The organism is Xanthomonas sp. WHRI 8932A (assembly GCF_035012785.1).
In the GTDB taxonomy this organism is placed as follows: domain Bacteria; phylum Pseudomonadota; class Gammaproteobacteria; order Xanthomonadales; family Xanthomonadaceae; genus Xanthomonas.
On record NZ_JAYGQQ010000009.1, the window covers coordinates 246,646 to 264,014 of the forward strand.

Annotated in this window: 12 protein-coding genes and 1 pseudogene; 7 read left to right on the plus strand and 6 right to left on the minus strand. The window is 64.7% G+C overall.

Going from position 1 to position 17,369, the window contains the following annotated elements; translation table 11 throughout:
• Window position 1 precedes the first annotated feature (1 nt).
• Together VC212_RS16330 and guaA are read left to right on the plus strand one after the other, a co-directional pair.
• On the plus strand, window positions 2-361 hold the full coding sequence (locus VC212_RS16330; protein ID WP_055852253.1) for a hypothetical protein: 360 nt from the start codon (window positions 2-4) through the stop codon (window positions 359-361).
• A complete protein-coding gene (gene guaA / locus VC212_RS16335; RefSeq protein WP_323526375.1) occupies window positions 345-1,910 on the plus strand; it encodes a glutamine-hydrolyzing GMP synthase in 1,566 nt (521 codons plus the stop codon). The genes VC212_RS16330 and guaA overlap by 17 nt, the downstream gene beginning before the upstream one ends.
• A 255-nt stretch (window positions 1,911-2,165) precedes the next feature.
• On the opposite strand, the gene VC212_RS16340 is transcribed toward guaA, so the two are convergent.
• From VC212_RS16340 to VC212_RS16355, 4 genes are all read right to left on the minus strand, one after another.
• Window positions 2,166-2,792, minus strand: a complete 627-nt coding sequence (locus tag VC212_RS16340) for a hypothetical protein (protein WP_323526376.1) — start codon at window positions 2,790-2,792, stop codon at window positions 2,166-2,168.
• A gap of 44 nt (window positions 2,793-2,836) precedes the next feature.
• Window positions 2,837-3,964 (minus strand): Cache 3/Cache 2 fusion domain-containing protein, encoded by a 1,128-nt coding sequence (locus tag VC212_RS16345; RefSeq protein ID WP_055854028.1) that lies wholly within the window; start codon window positions 3,962-3,964, stop codon window positions 2,837-2,839.
• 395 nt (window positions 3,965-4,359) lie between these two features.
• Complete coding sequence (locus VC212_RS16350; RefSeq protein WP_055854030.1) at window positions 4,360-5,001, minus strand: response regulator transcription factor; 642 nt, start codon at window positions 4,999-5,001, stop codon at window positions 4,360-4,362.
• A complete protein-coding gene (locus VC212_RS16355; RefSeq protein ID WP_323526402.1) occupies window positions 4,994-8,086 on the minus strand; it encodes a triple tyrosine motif-containing protein in 3,093 nt (1,030 codons plus the stop codon). The genes VC212_RS16350 and VC212_RS16355 overlap by 8 nt, the downstream gene beginning before the upstream one ends.
• A 479-nt stretch (window positions 8,087-8,565) precedes the next feature.
• Here VC212_RS16355 and VC212_RS16360 point away from each other — a divergent pair.
• From VC212_RS16360 to VC212_RS16380, 5 genes and pseudogenes are all read left to right on the plus strand, one after another.
• A pseudogene (locus VC212_RS16360) lies at window positions 8,566-8,952 on the plus strand (AraC family transcriptional regulator); the annotation flags it as partial.
• Window positions 8,953-9,035: 83 nt separating this feature from the next.
• Window positions 9,036-9,692, plus strand: coding sequence for a hydrolase (locus VC212_RS16365; protein WP_055854039.1), 657 nt, complete (start codon window positions 9,036-9,038; stop codon window positions 9,690-9,692).
• Complete coding sequence (locus tag VC212_RS16370; RefSeq protein ID WP_115513110.1) at window positions 9,689-10,126, plus strand: DoxX family protein; 438 nt, start codon at window positions 9,689-9,691, stop codon at window positions 10,124-10,126. Before VC212_RS16365 ends, VC212_RS16370 begins: the two co-directional genes overlap by 4 nt.
• Before the next feature lie 113 nt (window positions 10,127-10,239).
• Window positions 10,240-12,087: an amidohydrolase gene (locus VC212_RS16375; protein ID WP_323526378.1), complete on the plus strand. Its 1,848-nt coding sequence runs from the start codon at window positions 10,240-10,242 to the stop codon at window positions 12,085-12,087.
• 85 nt (window positions 12,088-12,172) lie between these two features.
• On the plus strand, window positions 12,173-13,801 hold the full coding sequence (locus tag VC212_RS16380) for an MFS transporter (protein ID WP_323526379.1): 1,629 nt from the start codon (window positions 12,173-12,175) through the stop codon (window positions 13,799-13,801).
• A 688-nt stretch (window positions 13,802-14,489) separates the two neighbouring features.
• Here the strand turns inward: VC212_RS16380 and VC212_RS16385 are convergent.
• Both VC212_RS16385 and VC212_RS16390 read right to left on the minus strand, forming a co-directional pair.
• Complete coding sequence (locus tag VC212_RS16385) at window positions 14,490-15,314, minus strand: alpha/beta hydrolase (RefSeq protein WP_055854567.1); 825 nt, start codon at window positions 15,312-15,314, stop codon at window positions 14,490-14,492.
• Window positions 15,315-15,893: 579 nt separating this feature from the next.
• Entirely contained in the window at window positions 15,894-17,228 is a 1,335-nt protein-coding gene (locus tag VC212_RS16390; RefSeq protein ID WP_115513107.1) for an Nramp family divalent metal transporter, read from the minus strand.
• Window positions 17,229-17,369 lie beyond the last annotated feature (141 nt).

The window sequence follows — 17,369 nt, forward strand, 5'->3', positions numbered from 1 at the left end:
AATGTGGAAGGCATCGCTCGCCTATCTTGCGGTCATCTCGGCAATGACCGTGGTGGCGCTGGGATTGCTGGCGGTGTCTTCAGTGTTGTATCGCTGGACGTTCTTCGCGTTGATGTATCTGTTGGTGGCATCGGCCCCGGTGCTGTTGGCATTTGGCGCCACCGTACACCTGCAGCGCGTGGTGGTGCGCGTCGCGTCGGCAACACTGCTGGCCAGTGCGCTCTACGGCTTGCTCTACCTGCTGATGGGAACGCTTTTGTTGTGGCCGGGAGTGCTCTGCGCTCCGCTGCTTATTCTTTTCCTGGAGTGGCGCCGAGCGCGCCGCCTTCGCCCTGCGAGTAACGATGTCCAGCCTGCATAACGACAAGATCCTCATCCTCGATTTCGGCGCGCAGTACACGCAGTTGATCGCGCGGCGCATCCGCGAAATCGGCGTGTACTGCGAGATATGGGCCTGGGATCATGATCCGTCCGAGATTGCCGGGTTTGGGGCCAAGGGCATCATTCTGTCCGGTGGCCCGGAATCGACCACCTTGCCGGGGGCGCCGGTCGCGCCGCAGCAAGTGTTCGACAGCGGCTTGCCGGTGTTCGGTATCTGCTACGGCATGCAGACCCTGGCTGCGCAGCTGGGCGGCGCCACCGAAGCGGCCGACCAACGCGAATTCGGCCATGCCGAGGTGGATGTCGTCGCGGCCGATGCGTTGTTTTCCGGCCTGACCGACCATGCCGGCGCCTCGCGTTTGAACGTGTGGATGAGCCACGGCGATCACGTGTCGCAGGTGCCGCCGGGCTTCACCATTACTGCCGTGACCGACCGCATTCCGGTGGCGGCGATGTCCAACGAGGACAAGCGCTGGTACGGCGTGCAGTTCCATCCGGAAGTGACGCACACGCTGCAGGGCCAGACCTTGCTGCGCCGCTTCGTGGTCGATGTCTGCGGCTGCCAGACCCTGTGGACGGCGGCCAACATCATCGACGACCAGATCGCGCGCGTGCGCGAACAGGTGGGCGATGACGAAGTGATTCTCGGCTTGTCCGGCGGTGTCGATTCGTCGGTGGTCGCGGCGCTATTGCATAAGGCGATCGGCGACAAGCTGACCTGCGTGTTCGTCGATACCGGCCTGCTGCGTTGGCAGGAAGGCGACCAGGTGATGGCGATGTTTGCCGAGCACATGGGCGTCAAGGTGATTCGCGTCAATGCGGCGGATCGCTATTTCGCCAAGCTCGAAGGCGTGAGCGACCCTGAGGCCAAGCGCAAGATTATCGGCAACCTGTTCGTGGATATCTTCGATGAAGAGTCCAACAAACTGGCCAACGCCAAGTGGCTGGCGCAGGGCACGATCTATCCGGACGTGATCGAGTCGGCCGGCAGCAAGACCGGCAAGGCGCACGTGATCAAGAGCCACCACAATGTGGGCGGCCTGCCGGAACACATGAAGCTTGGCCTGGTCGAACCGCTGCGCGAACTGTTCAAGGACGAAGTGCGTCGCCTCGGCGTCGAACTCGGCCTGCCGCGCAGCATGGTCTATCGCCATCCGTTCCCGGGCCCGGGCCTGGGCGTGCGCATCCTGGGCGAAGTGAAGCGCGACTACGCCGAACTGTTGGCCAAGGCCGATGCGATCTTCATCGACGAGCTGCGCAAGGCCGATCTGTACGACAAGACCAGCCAGGCATTTGCGGTATTTTTGCCGGTGAAATCCGTCGGCGTGGTCGGCGATGCGCGTGCGTACGAATGGGTGATCGCACTGCGTGCGGTGGAGACCATCGACTTCATGACCGCGCATTGGGCGCACCTGCCGTACGACTTCCTCGGCACAGTGAGCAACCGCATCATCAACGAACTGCGCGGCGTCTCGCGGGTGGTCTACGACATCTCCGGCAAGCCGCCGGCGACGATCGAGTGGGAGTGAGTGGACCTCCGGTACTGCCGGGCACCCACTAGCAATAAATGTCTTGAAGCCCGCGTAACTGCGGGCTTTTGGCTTTTTGAGTCTGGCAATTTTGGGCAGCCTTGTGCATTGCCAAGCAAGGGTTTTGTGGCATGGGACGAGGCATTGAAGGCGAAAGCCCGTGACAAGGCCCGTAGTAAGGGAGCTGACACTTCCGCACCTACAAAAAAGCCGCGCAGTGCGCGGCTTGATGCTGTAGCACGCTGAAGATGACCTTCAACGCACCTTTGCTAATGCCGTACGTGCGTCGGCCATGAACTTCTGCGCTTCCTGCGGTGTGGCCAGGTTGGCGCCGAGCTGGCTGAGCACCTGCTCGATATCGCTGGACGCGTCCCAGGCTTCGTCGCAGAGCATGCCGGCGATGGGGCCGAGATAGTTCAGCGCGACTTTTTCCAAGGCATCGCGTACGCGATCGTCCGGCGCGCCGGCACTGGCGTTGCCTGACGGCGCGGGTGCTGGCGCGGCGGCTGCGACCGGTGAAGCCGCCACCGGCGCGGGTGCCACGGGTGCGCGCGCCGGGGCAGGGGCGCCGCCCAGATCCTGTTCGAAGCCGCCCATCAACCACTGGCGCGAGTCTTCGCTCAGCAACGACGGCTTGCCCATGCCGGCACCGGGGTCCACCTGGAAGCGGGCCTTCGCGGCACCGACCATGGTGAGGCGTTGCACCGCCTCATCATTGCGCAGCATGCGAAAGACCACTTCTTCGATCTGTCCGGCGTTGAGGCGGACGATGCAGGAATGGTTTTCTTCGGTGACGACAAACAGAAAGCCGGACGCCTTCTTCAATGCCAACGCCCTGAGCTCGCGCAGGACATCGATCAGCGGACGGAATTCATTGGACATGGCGTCTTCCTTGCATCATCTGGTACGAAATCGGGTGAAGCGGCTCAGCGTTTGCTGAGGCGCTCCATGGCCAACCGGACACTGTTGGACAGGCGGGAGATGGCGCGCGCCAGGGTACCAATTTCATCCTTGAGGTTGACCTCTTCGATGGTGTGGTTCCACTTGCCCAGGCTCAGTTCTTCGGCCACGGTGGTCAGATGCTGGATGGGGCGCAACACGCGGCTCCAGATCAGCGCCCACTGCAGGCCAAGCAACAGTGCGCAAACCAACAGGCCGATGCCGGCGATCCACAGCGACTGACGCACGATCACGCCATTGACGTCGCTCTTGGGATACGCCGAGACCAGGGTGAAGCCCCAATCCGGCACTTCCTGCTTGGTCACGACCCAGTCGTCCGGGCTTTCCTTGACGATTCGCTCGATGGTGGCGGTGTCGGTGGTGGCACCGGTGGTGGACTGAAAGCGCAGTTTGTTCTTGCTGTCGAACACGGCGATGAAGCCGGAATCGAGCACGCGACGGCTGCTGACCACGTTTTCCAGGGCCTGGGTGTCGGCCTTGTAGCCGACGTACCAGGCGCCGATGACGCGCTTGTCGTTGCCGGCAAAGATCGGCTCGTAGCCGGTGACGTACGGGTTGCCGAGGATGTCGACCACGCCGTAGAAGCTTTCGCCGTTACGCAGCTTGGCCGCGGCCTGACCATTGGGATCGAGCACGGTGCCGATGGCGCGGCTGCCGTCTTCCTTCTTGACGTTGGTGGAGATACGCACGAACTCATCGCCGGTGCGCGAGAACAGCGTCGCGGTGCCTTCGTGGATCGCGGTGACCTCGTCCAGCATGGTGAAGGAATTCGCCTGCGGGCGCTGGCCCAGCAGCAGATCGCTGGCGCTGCGGTCTGCGACGCGGATGTCGCTGCCCATGCTCGGGGCGCCCTGTGCATTGGCTTCCTTGCGCAGTTGGCGCATCGAGGAATTGACGCGGTCGAGCATCATCGAGCGGGTGACCGCGAACAAGGTCTGCAAGGACACCGACTGGCGCTCGATCGCGTCGCCGGCTTCGAACTTGACCCGGTTCGCTTCGGTAATGGCCAGAATGACCGTGAGTGCCACCACCACAACCAGCACCAAGGCCAGCACCGGCAACAGCAGGCGCACCCGCAAAGAGTGACGAAGCATCGCAATTCCCCTGAACGCGTTTAAATGATTGAATCGAGTGCCGCCGCAGCGCAGTGCAGCGGTCGGACCTAGCCGTTATCGGCTGCCAGACAAGATGCTGAAGCGGCCCCCATGCCGCTTGGCGGTGCATAAGATAGCTCAAGCCGATCGATTTGAGAGTGCGCGTCGATCGCGTCGTGCGCCTTGCGTTCAAGAATGGTGGACTGGGTTGCAATGTGGCTGCTGGTGGGTGCGGTGGGCAGTTTGGGGTGGCTGTCCTTGGGGCAATCGACCACGGACGCGTCTTTGCAGGGCCCGGTTGCCGCTGTGACCGAGCCGCGGCAGCCGGAGGACGCGCAGTTTGGGGAGCGCCCCCCCGGATGCGCCATCCGCCTGGCCATGGCATGGCCAGCCACTCAGGTTTCCAGCGACAGGATCCCGCGGCGCAAGGCAACGGTGACCGCATGGGTGCGATCGCGCACGCCGAGCTTGGCCAGGATGTTCTTCATGTGTGCCTTGACCGTCTCTTCGGAAATGCTCAGGGCGTTGCCGATCTGTTTATTGGAACATCCGGTGGCGACCAGACTCAGCACCTCGGTCTCGCGGGCGGACAGCGCGTCGTCGAGCACGTGGGCGGCGATGTTTTCGGCCACCGACGCCGGAACATGCCGGCGCTGGCCACGCCGCACGTCGCGGATGGTGTCGACCAGCTCGCGGCGCAGTGCGCTCTTGAGCAGGTAGCCGCAGGCGCCGGCCTGCAATGCGCGCACCGCACGCACATCGCCGGTATAGGTGGTCAGCACGATGACCTTGGCGGTGGGGTCGACGCGGCGGATACGCTGGATGGCTTCGACGCCATCCACGCGCGGCATCTGCAGATCCATCAGCACCACGTCCGGGCGCAGGCTGGCGTAGCAGGCCACTGCCTGTTCGCCGTCTTCGGCTTCGCCGACCACGCGCATGTCGTGTTCGGCGGTCAGCATGGCGCTGAGACCGTCGCGCAGCAGCGGATGATCGTCTACCACCAGTACGTCGGTCGGTTTGACCATCTCAGCCATTGGAGCTCTCCGTGGATTGTGCAGGTCGAAATGGCCACCACCAGCGCGGTGGCGTTGCATAGGCGGTACGGGCGGGAAGCATGATCTGGATTTCGGTGCCGCTGCCCGGACGTGACCACAATTGCATCTTGGCGCCGATGCGTTGCGCGCGTTCCTGCATGCCGGTCAGCCCCCAGTGCCCGGTGCGCGCTTGGCCATGCAGCACGTCCGGGTCCAGGCCGCAGCCATCGTCGCGGATGCGCAGCACGAAGTCACGTGAACCGTAACGCAGTTCCAGCGTGATCCGTGCGGCGTCGGCGTGGCGATCGGCATTGGCCAACGCTTCGCGGCCAAGCTGGAACAGTTCGTCGGCCACCATCGGGCGCAGCGCCACTGGGCGACCCTCCACCGAGACCTGCAGCTCGGCCGCAGGCGGGGGCATGGTGGCATCGCGCGAGCGCTGCAATGCGGCGGCCAGATCCTGGCGCAGCGAGTAACTGTCGCGCAGGCCGTTGACGCGGTCGCGGCCTTCGACCAGTGCGTTTTCGGCCAGATCGACCGCCTGCTCCAGCTCCAGCCGGCGCGGGTCGTTGCCGGGCAACGAGCGACTGGCAGCATGCAGCCGCAGGATCAGCCCCTGGGTGCCCTGTAACAAGGTGTCGTGCAACTCGCGGGCGATGCGTTCGCGTTCGCGGTAACGCTCTTCCAGCCGCGCGCGCAGGCGTCCGGCAACGTGCCGGGTGCGCATGCGCCAGCTGATCGCGAGCGTCAGCAGCAAGGCCAGCGCGACGCACACCTTGAACTGCCAGGTCTGCACGAAGGCCGCCTCGATCACGAAGTCCAGCGTGTCTCCGCGCTCGTTCCACACCCCATCGTTGTTGGCGGCGGCAATGCGGAAGCGGTAACGGCCCGGTGTGAGGTTGGTATAGAACGCCTCGTTACGATTGCCGGCGTCCTGCCATTGCGCGTCCACGCCTTCCAGCCGGTAGCGAAAGCGCACGCGCTCGGGGCGGGTGAGGCTGACCGCGTCGTAGCCGATGCGCAGGCGGTGGGTCCATTGGGGCAGCCGCAGCCCAGCCGTACGCGGGTAGGGGCGATCGTTGGCAACCACTTCGGTGATGAAGACCTCCGGCGCAGTGGGGTTGCGGTAGGTCTGTTCGGGATCCAGCCAGGCCAGGCCCTGATTGGTGGTGAACCACATCAGGCCGTCGTCGGCAGCGATGGCCGTGGGGACCGGCGTGGCCTGCTGCGCGACACCGGGTAGCCCGTCCATGATGTCGTACAGGCGCAGGACCGGGCTGGCCACACCCGATTGCACGCTGCTCAGCAGCGCGCGTTGACTGATCTGCACCACGCCGCGGTTGCCGTTCAACCACAAGGTGCCGTGGCGGTCCTGCACGATGCCGGTGATGCCTTGCAGGAGCGGATTGGTTTGATCGGGCACCTGCCGGAAACGGCCATCGGCGCCCAGCGCTGCCAGCCCGGTTTCGCCGGCGACCAGGGTGAGCGACGGGCGTTGCCAGATGGCGGTGATCGGCCCCACCGACAGGCCATCTTCGGCGCTGTAGTGCGTCAACTGCCTGCTCCGCAGCAGGCGCACATCGCCCTTGATGGTGCCCACCCAGATGCCGCCATCCTGCGTGTTGGCGAGCACCGTGCACGGGGTGTCCTGCAGATTGGCCAGTGGCTGCCAGGCGCTGCCATCGAATGCGTAGGGGCCGCTCGCATCGGGGCAGACCCAGGGATGGTTGCGGCTGTCGACGACGAAGGCGCGGATGGCGCCGGTGGACAGGCCGAGCGGCAGCGTCACGGGCTGCGCGCGGCCGGCCTGCAGACGCAGCAGGGCGTACTCGCCAAGCACCCAGCCGTTGGTGGTCGCTGGCACATCCAGGATGTGGGTGGACGCACCATGCTGCAGGCCTGCGACGCGATCGCGGCTCAACGCCAGCAGTCGGCCATCGCGCAGGCTGGCCAGGAGCGGGCGTGCAGACGTGTCGGGTGCAGGATTGAAGGTCGCCACGGCCATTGCCTGGCCCGGCAGCAACGGCGCCAGCGGCAGCAATGCGCGATGCCGGAAGCGGTTGAGGCCCAGATTGGTGCCGGCCCACAAATTGCCTTCGCGGTCTTCGAGCAACGGGCCGGCGGTGGCCGAGGTCAGCCCCTGCACCGGTCCGAAGCGCTCCAGCACCGGCGTGGGCGAAGTGGGCAAGGCAATCCGGAACAGGCCATGCGCCGCGTAGTCGCTGCCCCACAGCGCGCCGTCGCGCATGAAGCGGATGCGCCGCGCGAATAACCCGGAAAATTGCGGCCGGGCACGCGCCGCTGCGGGCAGCACGTTGCCTTGCGCATCGGTCAACGCAAACACGCCGCGGTACGGGTCTGCGACCCAGATCGCACCGTCCGGGCTCTCGGCCATGGTGACGTAGACACCCACCTGCTGACCGCTGGGTTCGAACCGCTTGGCGCCAGACCGCAACGACAGAATCTGCGTACCGTCGCTGACCCATAGCGTGCCGCGCACATCGCGCAGCAACCAATGCGCGCGTTCGGCGGTGTACCCCCAGTCGGCACCGGCACGCTGCCAACGCTGGCCATCGAACCAGCACAAACCGCCATCGATGGCCGCCCACCAGCGTCCACTGCCATCGTGCTCGATGCGGAACACCATGCCGTCGGGCACGTCCTTGCCTGGGCGGAAGTGCGTGAGGTGACCGTCCGCGAGGCGATCGATGCCGGCGTTGAAGTAGCCGATCCAGGCAGTGTCGTCCGGCGCCAGCGCGAGCGCGGTCATGTTGTGCGACGCGTAGGCCTCGCCATCCGGCGGCGCCTGCCGCGCGAAGTGGTCGCCATCGAACTGAAACAGACCGAAGCCGGTTGCCAACCACAACGGCCCGGCGTCGGCTTGCTGGATATCCCAGATGTCGGCCGGTGCGCCGCGTTCGGTGCTCCAGGCGGTGTGGTGGAATTGCAGCAGCCCCGCACGGGTGGCGGCGATGCCTTCGGCGCGCACGGGCGGGCATGCCCACCAGCAACTGCACATCACAACGATCACCGCCGCGCATAGGCGAAACAGCAGGGGGGATCGGATGACGGGCTCATGCGGCATCGCAGTATTGTCGGGCGAGATCGGGGGAAGCACCACCACCTCTTTCGGGGGAGGGACGTGGGACAGAAAATCGGATAAGGCTGGAGTACGCAAGGACTGGCGCATCGCGTCGGGCGCGTGCCGTCGCGACGCAGTGTGCGCTGCGTGGCGTCCCCAATGTTGGTGGCAGCATTCGATCGGCGCAGGAACGTTGCTTGTGTACGACGTGGTGTTGCGCGGTGGGGTTCGCTTGGCCCTCTGTGCTGGTGACGCCTACCTGCACACTGCAATGCACACAGCAGCAGGGATGCGCGCTATCGCTGCTGTGCCGGCATGCACGCGTGGTGCATGCCGCATCGATGCAGGCGTGAGATGCGGTGCCAGGTTGTCGCAGCGGCATGTGACTCACCCTAAAGAGTGAGCGATCCGCCTCACCATCAGGGGTGGGGCGATACGGATGTTCGCCGCACCATGGCGACATTCCCCGCCGGAGACGCCACATGGCAAGTCTGATTGCCGCTGGTCGCCCCGATCTGCAGGCAGGCAACGTGCGCGCACTGCATGCCCCACGCGTACGTGCTGTTGCAAGAGCGCTGCAGTACATCGACACGCATCTGTACGAGCCCATCGGCGTGACCCAACTGGCCGGCGCCGCCTGCATGAGCCGTTTCCATTTCGCACGCGTGTTTCGCGACGCGATTGGCGCCAGCCCGATGGAGTATCTGCGGCGGCGTCGGCTCGAACGCGCACAGGCGATGCTGCGCGAAGGCCGCCACACCATCAGCCAGATCGCCACTGATCTGTGCTTCTTCGATCAAAGCCATTTCGTGCGCAGCTTCCGCAACGCCACAGGGTGCACGCCGGCACGCTTTGCCGCCCAAGTGGCGAACGTTACCTGCACCGCGACACCCGCACCGCGTGCACATCGGCACAACGCTCATTCCTTTTCAACACTCATGGAGCATCACGCATGACCACTGCCACTGCCGTCCCCGGTAAATCCCTGTTGTCGCCCGCCGATCACGCGCTGATCCTGATCGACCATCAATCGCAGATGGCCTTCGCCACGCACACCATCGACATCTCGGCGCTGCGCAACAACGTGTCGTTGATTGCCAAGGGCGCCAAAGGCTTCAAGGTGCCGGTGATTCTGACCACCGTTGCAGAAAAGTCGTTCTCCGGTCCGCTGTTTCCCGAGTTGCCGGAGATCTTTGCCGGCGAGCCGGTGTTCGACCGCACCAGCATGAATGCCTGGGAAGACCAGGGCGTGATCGATCGCGTCAACGCCATCGGCAAGCAGCGTCTGGTGATTGCCGGGCTGTGGACCAGCGTGTGCATCGTCGGCCCGACGCTGTCGGCGATCGAGCAGGGGTTTGAGGTGTACGTCATCACCGACGCCTGCGGCGATGTCAGCGACGAAGCGCACGAGCGTGCAGTGACACGCATGGTGCAGGCCGGCGCCGCGCCCATCACCAGCGTGCAGTACCTGCTGGAATTGCAGCGCGATTGGGCGCGTAGCGACACCTACGACCTCACCACCGGCATCGCACGTGCGCATGCAGGCGGCTACGGCATCGGCATTCAATACGCCAAGACCATGTTCGGCGCGCAGGAAGGCGGGCATTGAACGCATCGGCACCACGCGGCAACGCCGGCCTTGCGTCGGCGTTGTTGATGCTGCGCATTGCCGGCGGCGGCTTCCTGTTGCCGCATGGCCTGGGCAAGTTGCTCGGATGGTTCGGTGGTCCGGGGCTGCCTGGATTTGCCGCTGAATTACAGCAATTCGGCTTTCCGTCTGCAGCGCCGTTGCCGTTGCTGCTGGCCTTGGTGCAGACGCTCTCCGGGTTGGCGGTATTGCTGGGTCTGTGGACGCGTGCCAGTGCCGCGCTGGCAGCGGTCTTCATCGCTACCACTGTGGTGGTGGCCGTGCCCAAGGGCTGGTTCTGGATGCACGGTGGCATGGAGTACCCGCTGATGTGGTTGCTGGTGTTGCTGGCCCTGGTCGCTGCCGGCGGTGGCGCGTGGTCGCTGGATGGGCTGCGCAAGCGTGGTGCCGTATGAGCGGCGCACCCAATGATCACGATGCCGGGCGGCGCCTGTGGATGCAGGGCGCTGCGGCCGGTCTTGCGTTGGGCGCCTTGCCCGGCGCTTCGTCTGCTTCAAGGAAATCTCCGATGGTCGATCTTGTCGTTCGCAATGCGCGCATTACCACGCTGGATCCTCGTCAGCCCAGCGCCACTGCCATTGCAATGGCCGGTGGACGCATCGTGGCGGTGGGCGACGACGCGCAGATCATGGCGCTGGCAAACGGCGCCCGCAGCATCGACGCACAAGGCCGACGCCTGCTGCCCGGACTCAATGACAGCCACACCCATCTGATCCGCGGCGGACTTAACTACAACCTGGAACTGCGCTGGGATGGCGTCCGTTCGCTTGCCGATGCCATGGCGATGTTGAAGGCGCAGGTCGACCGCACGCCAGCGCCGCAATGGGTGCGCGTGGTCGGTGGCTTCACCGCGCATCAGTTTGTCGAAAAGCGCCTTCCGACCCTGGACGAAATCAACGCCATCGCACCGGATACGCCGGTGTTTTTGCTGCATCTCTACGACCGCGCCTTGCTCAACCGCGCGGCCTTGCGCGCCTGCGGCTACGACAAGGCCACTCCCGATCCGCCAGGCGGGCGCATCGAGCGCGACAAGTTGGGCAATCCCACCGGCTTGCTGCTGGCCAAACCCAATGCCCTGATTCTCTACGCCAGCCTGGCAAAGGGCCCGCGCCTGCCGCTGGAGTACCAGGCCAATTCCACGCGTCATTTCATGCGCGAACTCAACCGGCTGGGCATCACTTCGGTGATCGATGCCGGCGGTGGTTTCCAGAATTATCCGGAGGACTACCAGGTCATCGAGCAGCTACATGCGGCCGACCAATTGAGCGTGCGCATTGCCTATAACCTGTTCACCCAGAACAAGGGCAAGGAAGTCGACGACTTCCGCGGCTGGACCGAGATGCTGCCGGTACGCAAGGGCGACGATCTGCTGCGGCACAACGGCGCCGGCGAAATGCTGGTGTTTTCCGCGGCGGATTTCGAGCAGTTCAGCGAGCCGCGCCCGGAGCTGCCGCCGGAGCTGGAGCCCGAACTGGAGCAGGTGGTGCGGTTGCTGGTCGAAAAACGCTGGCCGTTCCGTATCCATGCCACCTATGACGAAAGCATCGAACGCATTCTCGATGTCTACGAAAAGGTCAACGCCGACATTCCGTTCGATGGCCTGCATTGGTTTATCGACCACGCCGAAACCATCACGCCACGCAATATCGATCGCATCCGCGCCTTGAACGGCGGCATCGCCGTACAACATCGCATGGCGTATCAGGGCGAAGCGTTTGTCGAACGCTACGGCGTGCAGGCTGCGCGGCACACACCGCCGGTGCGGCGCATGCTGGCCGCCGGCGTTCCGGTGGGCGCTGGCACCGATGCGACGCGTGTGGCCAGTTACAACCCGTGGGTGGCGTTGTCGTGGTTGGTCACCGGACGCACGGTGGGCGGCCTGGCCTTGTACGGCGAAGAGAATCTGCTCGACCGTGAGCAGGCGTTGCGGCTGTGGACGCAGGGTAGCGCATGGTTCTCTGGCGACGAGAGCAACAAGGGCACGCTGGCGGCGGGGCAACTGGCCGATTTCATCGTGCTATCGGACGACTACTTCCGCGTCGATGATGCCGCCATTGCCGACATCACCAGCGTGCTGACTGTGTTGGGTGGGCGCGTGGTGCATGGCGATGGCGACTTTGCCGCGCTGGCACCGACCTTGCCGCCGGCCATGCCGGACTGGTCGCCGGTCAATCGGTTCGGTGGCTATCACGTGGGCGGTGCGGTCAGCGGCCTTGCCAGTGCCGCGCATGTGCACACGCACGGCCACGGGTGTCGCGCGCACGGGCCGCATGGCCATGCAGCGCAGCATGCTGCGCCCAGCGATGATCTGCGCGGCTTCTGGGGCGCATTGGGTTGCGCGTGTTTCGCGTTCTGAAATCGGCACTGTCTCGATGCGCCTGCCGGCGCATCTCATACCGTCATCTTGTTTGTTTCACCCCGTCAACTGGAGCCTTGCCGCGATGACTTCTTCTGCCGCACCCGCCGATGGCGGTGCCTGGGCGCCGCTGCGCGAGCCGATCTTTCGTGCGTTATGGCTGGCCATTTTAGGCAGCAACATCGGCACCTGGATCAACGATGTCGCCGCGTCCTGGGTGATGGCCGAACAGACCGGCTCGCCGTTGATGGTGGCGGCCGTGCAATCGGCCACCACCTTGCCGGTGGTGTTGTTCGCGCTGGTGGCCGGCACGCTGGCCGACATCGTCGACCGCCGTCGCTACCTGATGCTCACCCAGGGCTGGATGTTGCTGGTGGCCGGCGTTTTGGCCTTGCTGTCGCATCTGCAGTTGCTCACCCCGTGGGTGTTGGTGGCATTGACCTTTGCGATGGGCATGGGCGCAGCGATGGCAATGCCCGCGCAGGCGGCGATCGTGTCGGAGCTGGTGCCGCGGCCGATGCTGGCCTCGGCGGTGGCGCTCAATTCGATCGGCATGAACATCGCCCGCTCGATCGGCCCGGCGGTGGGCGGCCTGATCGTGGCGCAATTCGGGCCGCCGTGGGCATTTCTGCTCAATGGCGTGACCTTCGGATTGATGCTGGTGGTGTTGTGGCGTTGGCGCCGCGATGCGCATGCGTCTGCATTGCCGCCAGAGAGCTTCGGCGCAGGCCTGCGTGCCGGCCTGCGCTATGCCGCGCGCGCCGGGCGCCTGCAGGCGGTACTGATCAAGGCCGCCGGGTTCTTCCTGTTCGCCAGCGCGTTGACCGCATTGCTGCCGTTAGTGGTCCGTCGCGACATGCAGCTGGGTGCCGGCAGTTATGGCGTGTTGTTGGGCTGCATCGGCATCGGTGCGATCAGTGGCGCCTTGCTGCTGCCACGCCTGCGTGCGCGCTACGACCGTGACCTGCTGGTGTTTGTGGCCACCCTCGTGTGTGCGGCGTCGTTACTGGGGCTGGCGTTGTCGCGTCAGATCGGTGTGCTGTGCGTGGTGATGGTGGTCAACGGCCTGGCGTGGATCACGGTGCTGTCGTCCTTGCAGATCGCCGCGCAAACGGCGGTGCCTGCCTGGGTACGCGCACGTGCGTTGTCGCTGTACATCGTGGTGTTTTCCGCGGGCATGGCGTCGGGTTCGCTGGTCTGGGGCGCGCTGGCGCAGCGCACCTCAATCGCGACCGCCTTGCAGATCGCTGCCGTTGGTGCGGTGATCGCTGCGGTGCTGGTCAAGCGTGCGCGCATTGCTGGCACCGAGCAGCTGGACCTTGCCCCCGGCGGGCATTGGCCTGCACCGGCGCAATCGGATGCGGTCGAGCACGATCGCGGTCCGGTGCTGGTGACGGTCGAATACCGCATCGCTGCCGAAGCACGCGTCACCTTTTTGCAGTTGATGACGCAGCTGGGCAACGCACGGCGTCGTGATGGCGCGGTGGTCTGGGGCATTGCCGAAGACGCCGCCACGCCCGGCGTGCAACTGGAATACTTCATCGTCGCCTCGTGGCTGGAACATCTGCGCCAGCACGAGCGCGTCACCGGCGACGACCGCCAGTTGCAGGAGCAGATCCGCGCACTGCATCAAGGCGAACGCGCACCCGTGGTCCGTCACTTCGTCGGCGGCGGCGGTGTCGCGTTACCGCCGCATGCGCATTCGGATATCTGAGTACTTCCACGCGACACGCATAATCGGCCTGGCACTGACATGGCCAGTGATTTGGGCTGCGAGCGGCGGGAATTCCGTCGCCCGCAGCCATCGCGTTTGTGGGTGCATTGCTGGTGCTGGCAATGAACCGGGATTACGCATTGCTGGAGCATTTTCTGGCTAAGCGGGCTGCGCGCAATCTCATTCCTTGCAACGGCCAGATTTGCAGCAAGGTCGGGTAGGGCAGAGCGATGCAAAAGTCTTGCATTGGTCGACGTATCGTTTGCGTTGCTGATCAGCATTGGATGCAGATTGCTTGACCCGGAGCTGCCGGCACTGCAACGCCGACCGGCGCGGTGCTGGTGGTTGCGATGATTGGCGGTTTCATTCTGCCCAGCTGGGTGTTGCGCCAGATCGTGACTTGCGCGTCCACGCATGAGCGTGGTCGGTTGACCTTTGTTGTGCTCACGGTGGGAAGGTGACGCGTTGCCACCTCGCTTGCTGGCTCGGTATCTTTTCGAGCGCAGCACAGGTCCTCGGCTCACCTGCGATCCATCCACGACGCGCGGTGATGCCATGCACTTCCGCGCGAATGGCAACAGGCCTATCGACACAAACGCTGCTACCCTCATCACCACGCATCCATGCGTACCAAAACAAAAGGCCGACTCTCACGAGCCGGCCTTTGTCTTAAGTATTGAAGCGAGAATCAGCTCTTGGCGAAGGCCAGCAGATCCTTGTTGAACTGATCGGCGTGGGTGATGGTCAACCCGTGCGGCGCGCCAGCGTAGATCTTCAGCTCGGCATTCTTGATGATCTTGGCCGACAATTTGCCCGACGCATCGATCGGCACGATCTGGTCGTCGTCGCCATGCACCACCAGCGCCGGCACATCGATCTTCTTCAGGTCGGCGGTGTAATCGACCTCGGAGAATTCCTTGATGCAGTCGTACTGGCCCTTGTGGCCGCCCAGCATGCCCTGCAGCCAGAACGAATCGCGCATACCTTGGGTGACCTTGTTGCCATCACGGTTGGCACCGAAGAACGGCGTGGTCAGGTCCTGATAGAACTGCGAGCGGTCCTTGGCAACGCCGTCGCGGATGCCGTCGAACACGCTCATCGGCAGGCCACCGGGATTGGTCGGGCTCTTGACCATCTGCGGCGGCACCGCGCCCACCAACACCACCTTGGCCACGCGCTTGCTGCCATGGCGGCCAACGTAATGCGCCACTTCGCCACCGCCGGTGGAATGGCCAACCAGGATCGCGTCTTTCAGGTCCAGCGCGTCGATCACGGCGGCCAGATCGTCGGCGTAGGTGTCCATGTCGTTACCGTCCCAGGTCTGCGACGAGCGGCCATGGCTGCGGCGGTCGTGCGCGATCACGCGATACCCGTGCTGACCCATGAACAGCATCTGCGGGTCCCACGCATCGGCGCTGAGCGGCCAGCCATGTGCGAAGACGACCGGCTGGCCCTTGCCCCAATCCTTGTAGAAAATGTTGGCGCCGTCGGGGCGTTTGACGAAATTGGACATCGGGTTGACTCCGTGAGTGGACGAGTGGGGCGGGGTGGCAGCGGGGGCGCGTGCGGGAGCTGCGGCGGTGGCGAACGCGGGCAACGACAACGCTGCCACGGCGACCGTGCCGGTGATGAGAAAGCTGCGGCGTCCGGCGTCGGCCGGATGCGCCTCGAACGGATCCATGGAACCTCCTGTGGGCGAGGGGCATGCAGCCCGGCGGTCGCACGATGCGGTGCGCATCATGCTGGCGCGCGACCGCGCCATGCAGAGCGACGCAGGCCACGGACGTGCCGGTGCATGCACGCAGTAGACCGCCTGCACGGTCAGTGCAGATTGCATCTGCGTGCGCTCTGCAAGAGTTACCGGCAACGCTGCGGATCAGGTTGTTTGTTGTAGCCGATCCAACGTTGTGGATCTGCCCGCACTACCAGCGCAATTTTGGCGAATCGCGGCGAATCGCGGCGAATCGCGACGCGTCCGCGTGCATCGATATCGGGCTCTGCAACGCACGATGACACCCCAGCGCATCGACGCCCGGCTCTGCAACGTGCGACAGGCCGGCATCCCATCGAGCGGGCGTGTTGCGCCCGACGCTCAATGCAGCGCGGTGTCCCACAGCAGCTTGCCGTTCAAGACAACGATCACCGCCGCAATCACCCAGGCCGTGCGCACCAGCCAGGCCGGTGCCACCAGCGCGCCCATCAATGTTCGGTCCGAGACAAAGCGCACCAACGGGATCACCGCAAACGGCAGTTGCATCGACAGCACCACCTGGCTCAGCACCAACAGCCGCGCGGTGCCGGCCTCGCCATATAACCAGGTCACCACGACGACGGGCACGATGGCGATGCCGCGGGTCAGCAAGCGGCGCAGCCACGGCGGCAGGCGCAATTGCAGGAAGCCTTCCATCACGATCTGCCCGGCCAACGTCGCGGTGACCGTCGAGTTGACGCCCGAGGCAAGCAGGGCGACCGCAAACAGGGTCGAGGCCAACCCCACGCCGAGCATCGGCGCGAGCAAGGCATGCGCCTGTTCGATTTCCTGTACATCGGTGCGGCCCTGCGCATGAAACACCGCTGCGGCCAAAATTAGGATCGAGGCGTTGATAAACAACGCGAACATCAGCGCCACCGTGCTGTCGGTGACGGCCCAGCGCAGTGCCGAGCGGCGTCCCGCGTCATCGCGCGGGTAGGCGCGCGTCTGCACGATCGACGAATGCAGATACAGGTTATGCGGCATCACCGTGGCGCCGATGATGCCGATGGCCAGATACAGCGCCTGCGGGTCGGTGATCACTTGCGCACGCGGAATGAACCCGCCCAGCACTGCGGCGATCGGCGGTGCCGCCAAGGCGATCTGGATACCGAAGCAGACGAAGATGATCAGTAGCAACGCCATCACAAATGCTTCCAGCGCCCGGAAGCCGCGATTCATCAGCAACAGCACCAGCACCACATCGATCGCGGTAATGATCGCGCCCACGGTCAGCGGAATGCCGAACAACAACTTCAGTGCGATCGCGGTGCCGATCACTTCGGCAAGATCGCAGGCGATGATCGCCAGCTCGCACAGTCCCCACAGCGCCAGGTTCACGCCACGTGGGTAGCGCGCACGGCAGGCCTGTGCCAGATCCAGCCCGGTGGCAATGCCCAGCCGCGCCGACAGGCTCTGCAACACGATCGCCATGACGTTGGACAGCAGGATCACCGACAGCAGCAGGTAGCCGAACTGCGAGCCGCCGGCCAGATCGGTGGCCCAGTTGCCCGGGTCCATGTAGCCCACCGACACCATGTAGCCCGGGCCCAGAAAGGCCAGCAGCCGGAACCACCAATGGCCGTTCTTGGGCACGGCAACGCTGGCGTGATGATCGCCAAGCCCGCCATTGGTGGAGGCGGGCGAACGTGCGGAGGGAACGGTGTCGACGGACATGCAGGGCAGCGGGTTGGAGGCGTCGGATGGATGATATAGCAAGTGCTATGCTATTGAGCATTGGCAAACTCAATCGTATTGATCGGCTGCGTGCTTCACACTACGCACCCCGGCACCTATGCCGGATGCGACGACGAGGAT

What these genes read in the sequence shown, in the direction of transcription:
- VC212_RS16330 (WP_055852253.1), top strand. Translation starts at nt 2, where the DNA reads ATGTGGAAGGCATCGCTCGCCTATCTTGCGGTCATCTCGGCAATGACC.
- guaA (WP_323526375.1), top strand. Translation starts at nt 345, where the DNA reads ATGTCCAGCCTGCATAACGACAAGATCCTCATCCTCGATTTCGGCGCG.
- VC212_RS16340 (WP_323526376.1), bottom strand. Translation starts at nt 2,792, where the DNA reads ATGTCCAATGAATTCCGTCCGCTGATCGATGTCCTGCGCGAGCTCAGG.
- VC212_RS16345 (WP_055854028.1), bottom strand. Translation starts at nt 3,964, where the DNA reads ATGCTTCGTCACTCTTTGCGGGTGCGCCTGCTGTTGCCGGTGCTGGCC.
- VC212_RS16350 (WP_055854030.1), bottom strand. Translation starts at nt 5,001, where the DNA reads ATGGCTGAGATGGTCAAACCGACCGACGTACTGGTGGTAGACGATCAT.
- VC212_RS16355 (WP_323526402.1), bottom strand. Translation starts at nt 8,086, where the DNA reads ATGCCGCATGAGCCCGTCATCCGATCCCCCCTGCTGTTTCGCCTATGC.
- VC212_RS16365 (WP_055854039.1), top strand. Translation starts at nt 9,036, where the DNA reads ATGACCACTGCCACTGCCGTCCCCGGTAAATCCCTGTTGTCGCCCGCC.
- VC212_RS16375 (WP_323526378.1), top strand. Translation starts at nt 10,240, where the DNA reads ATGGTCGATCTTGTCGTTCGCAATGCGCGCATTACCACGCTGGATCCT.
- VC212_RS16380 (WP_323526379.1), top strand. Translation starts at nt 12,173, where the DNA reads ATGACTTCTTCTGCCGCACCCGCCGATGGCGGTGCCTGGGCGCCGCTG.
- VC212_RS16385 (WP_055854567.1), bottom strand. Translation starts at nt 15,314, where the DNA reads ATGTCCAATTTCGTCAAACGCCCCGACGGCGCCAACATTTTCTACAAG.
- VC212_RS16390 (WP_115513107.1), bottom strand. Translation starts at nt 17,228, where the DNA reads ATGTCCGTCGACACCGTTCCCTCCGCACGTTCGCCCGCCTCCACCAAT.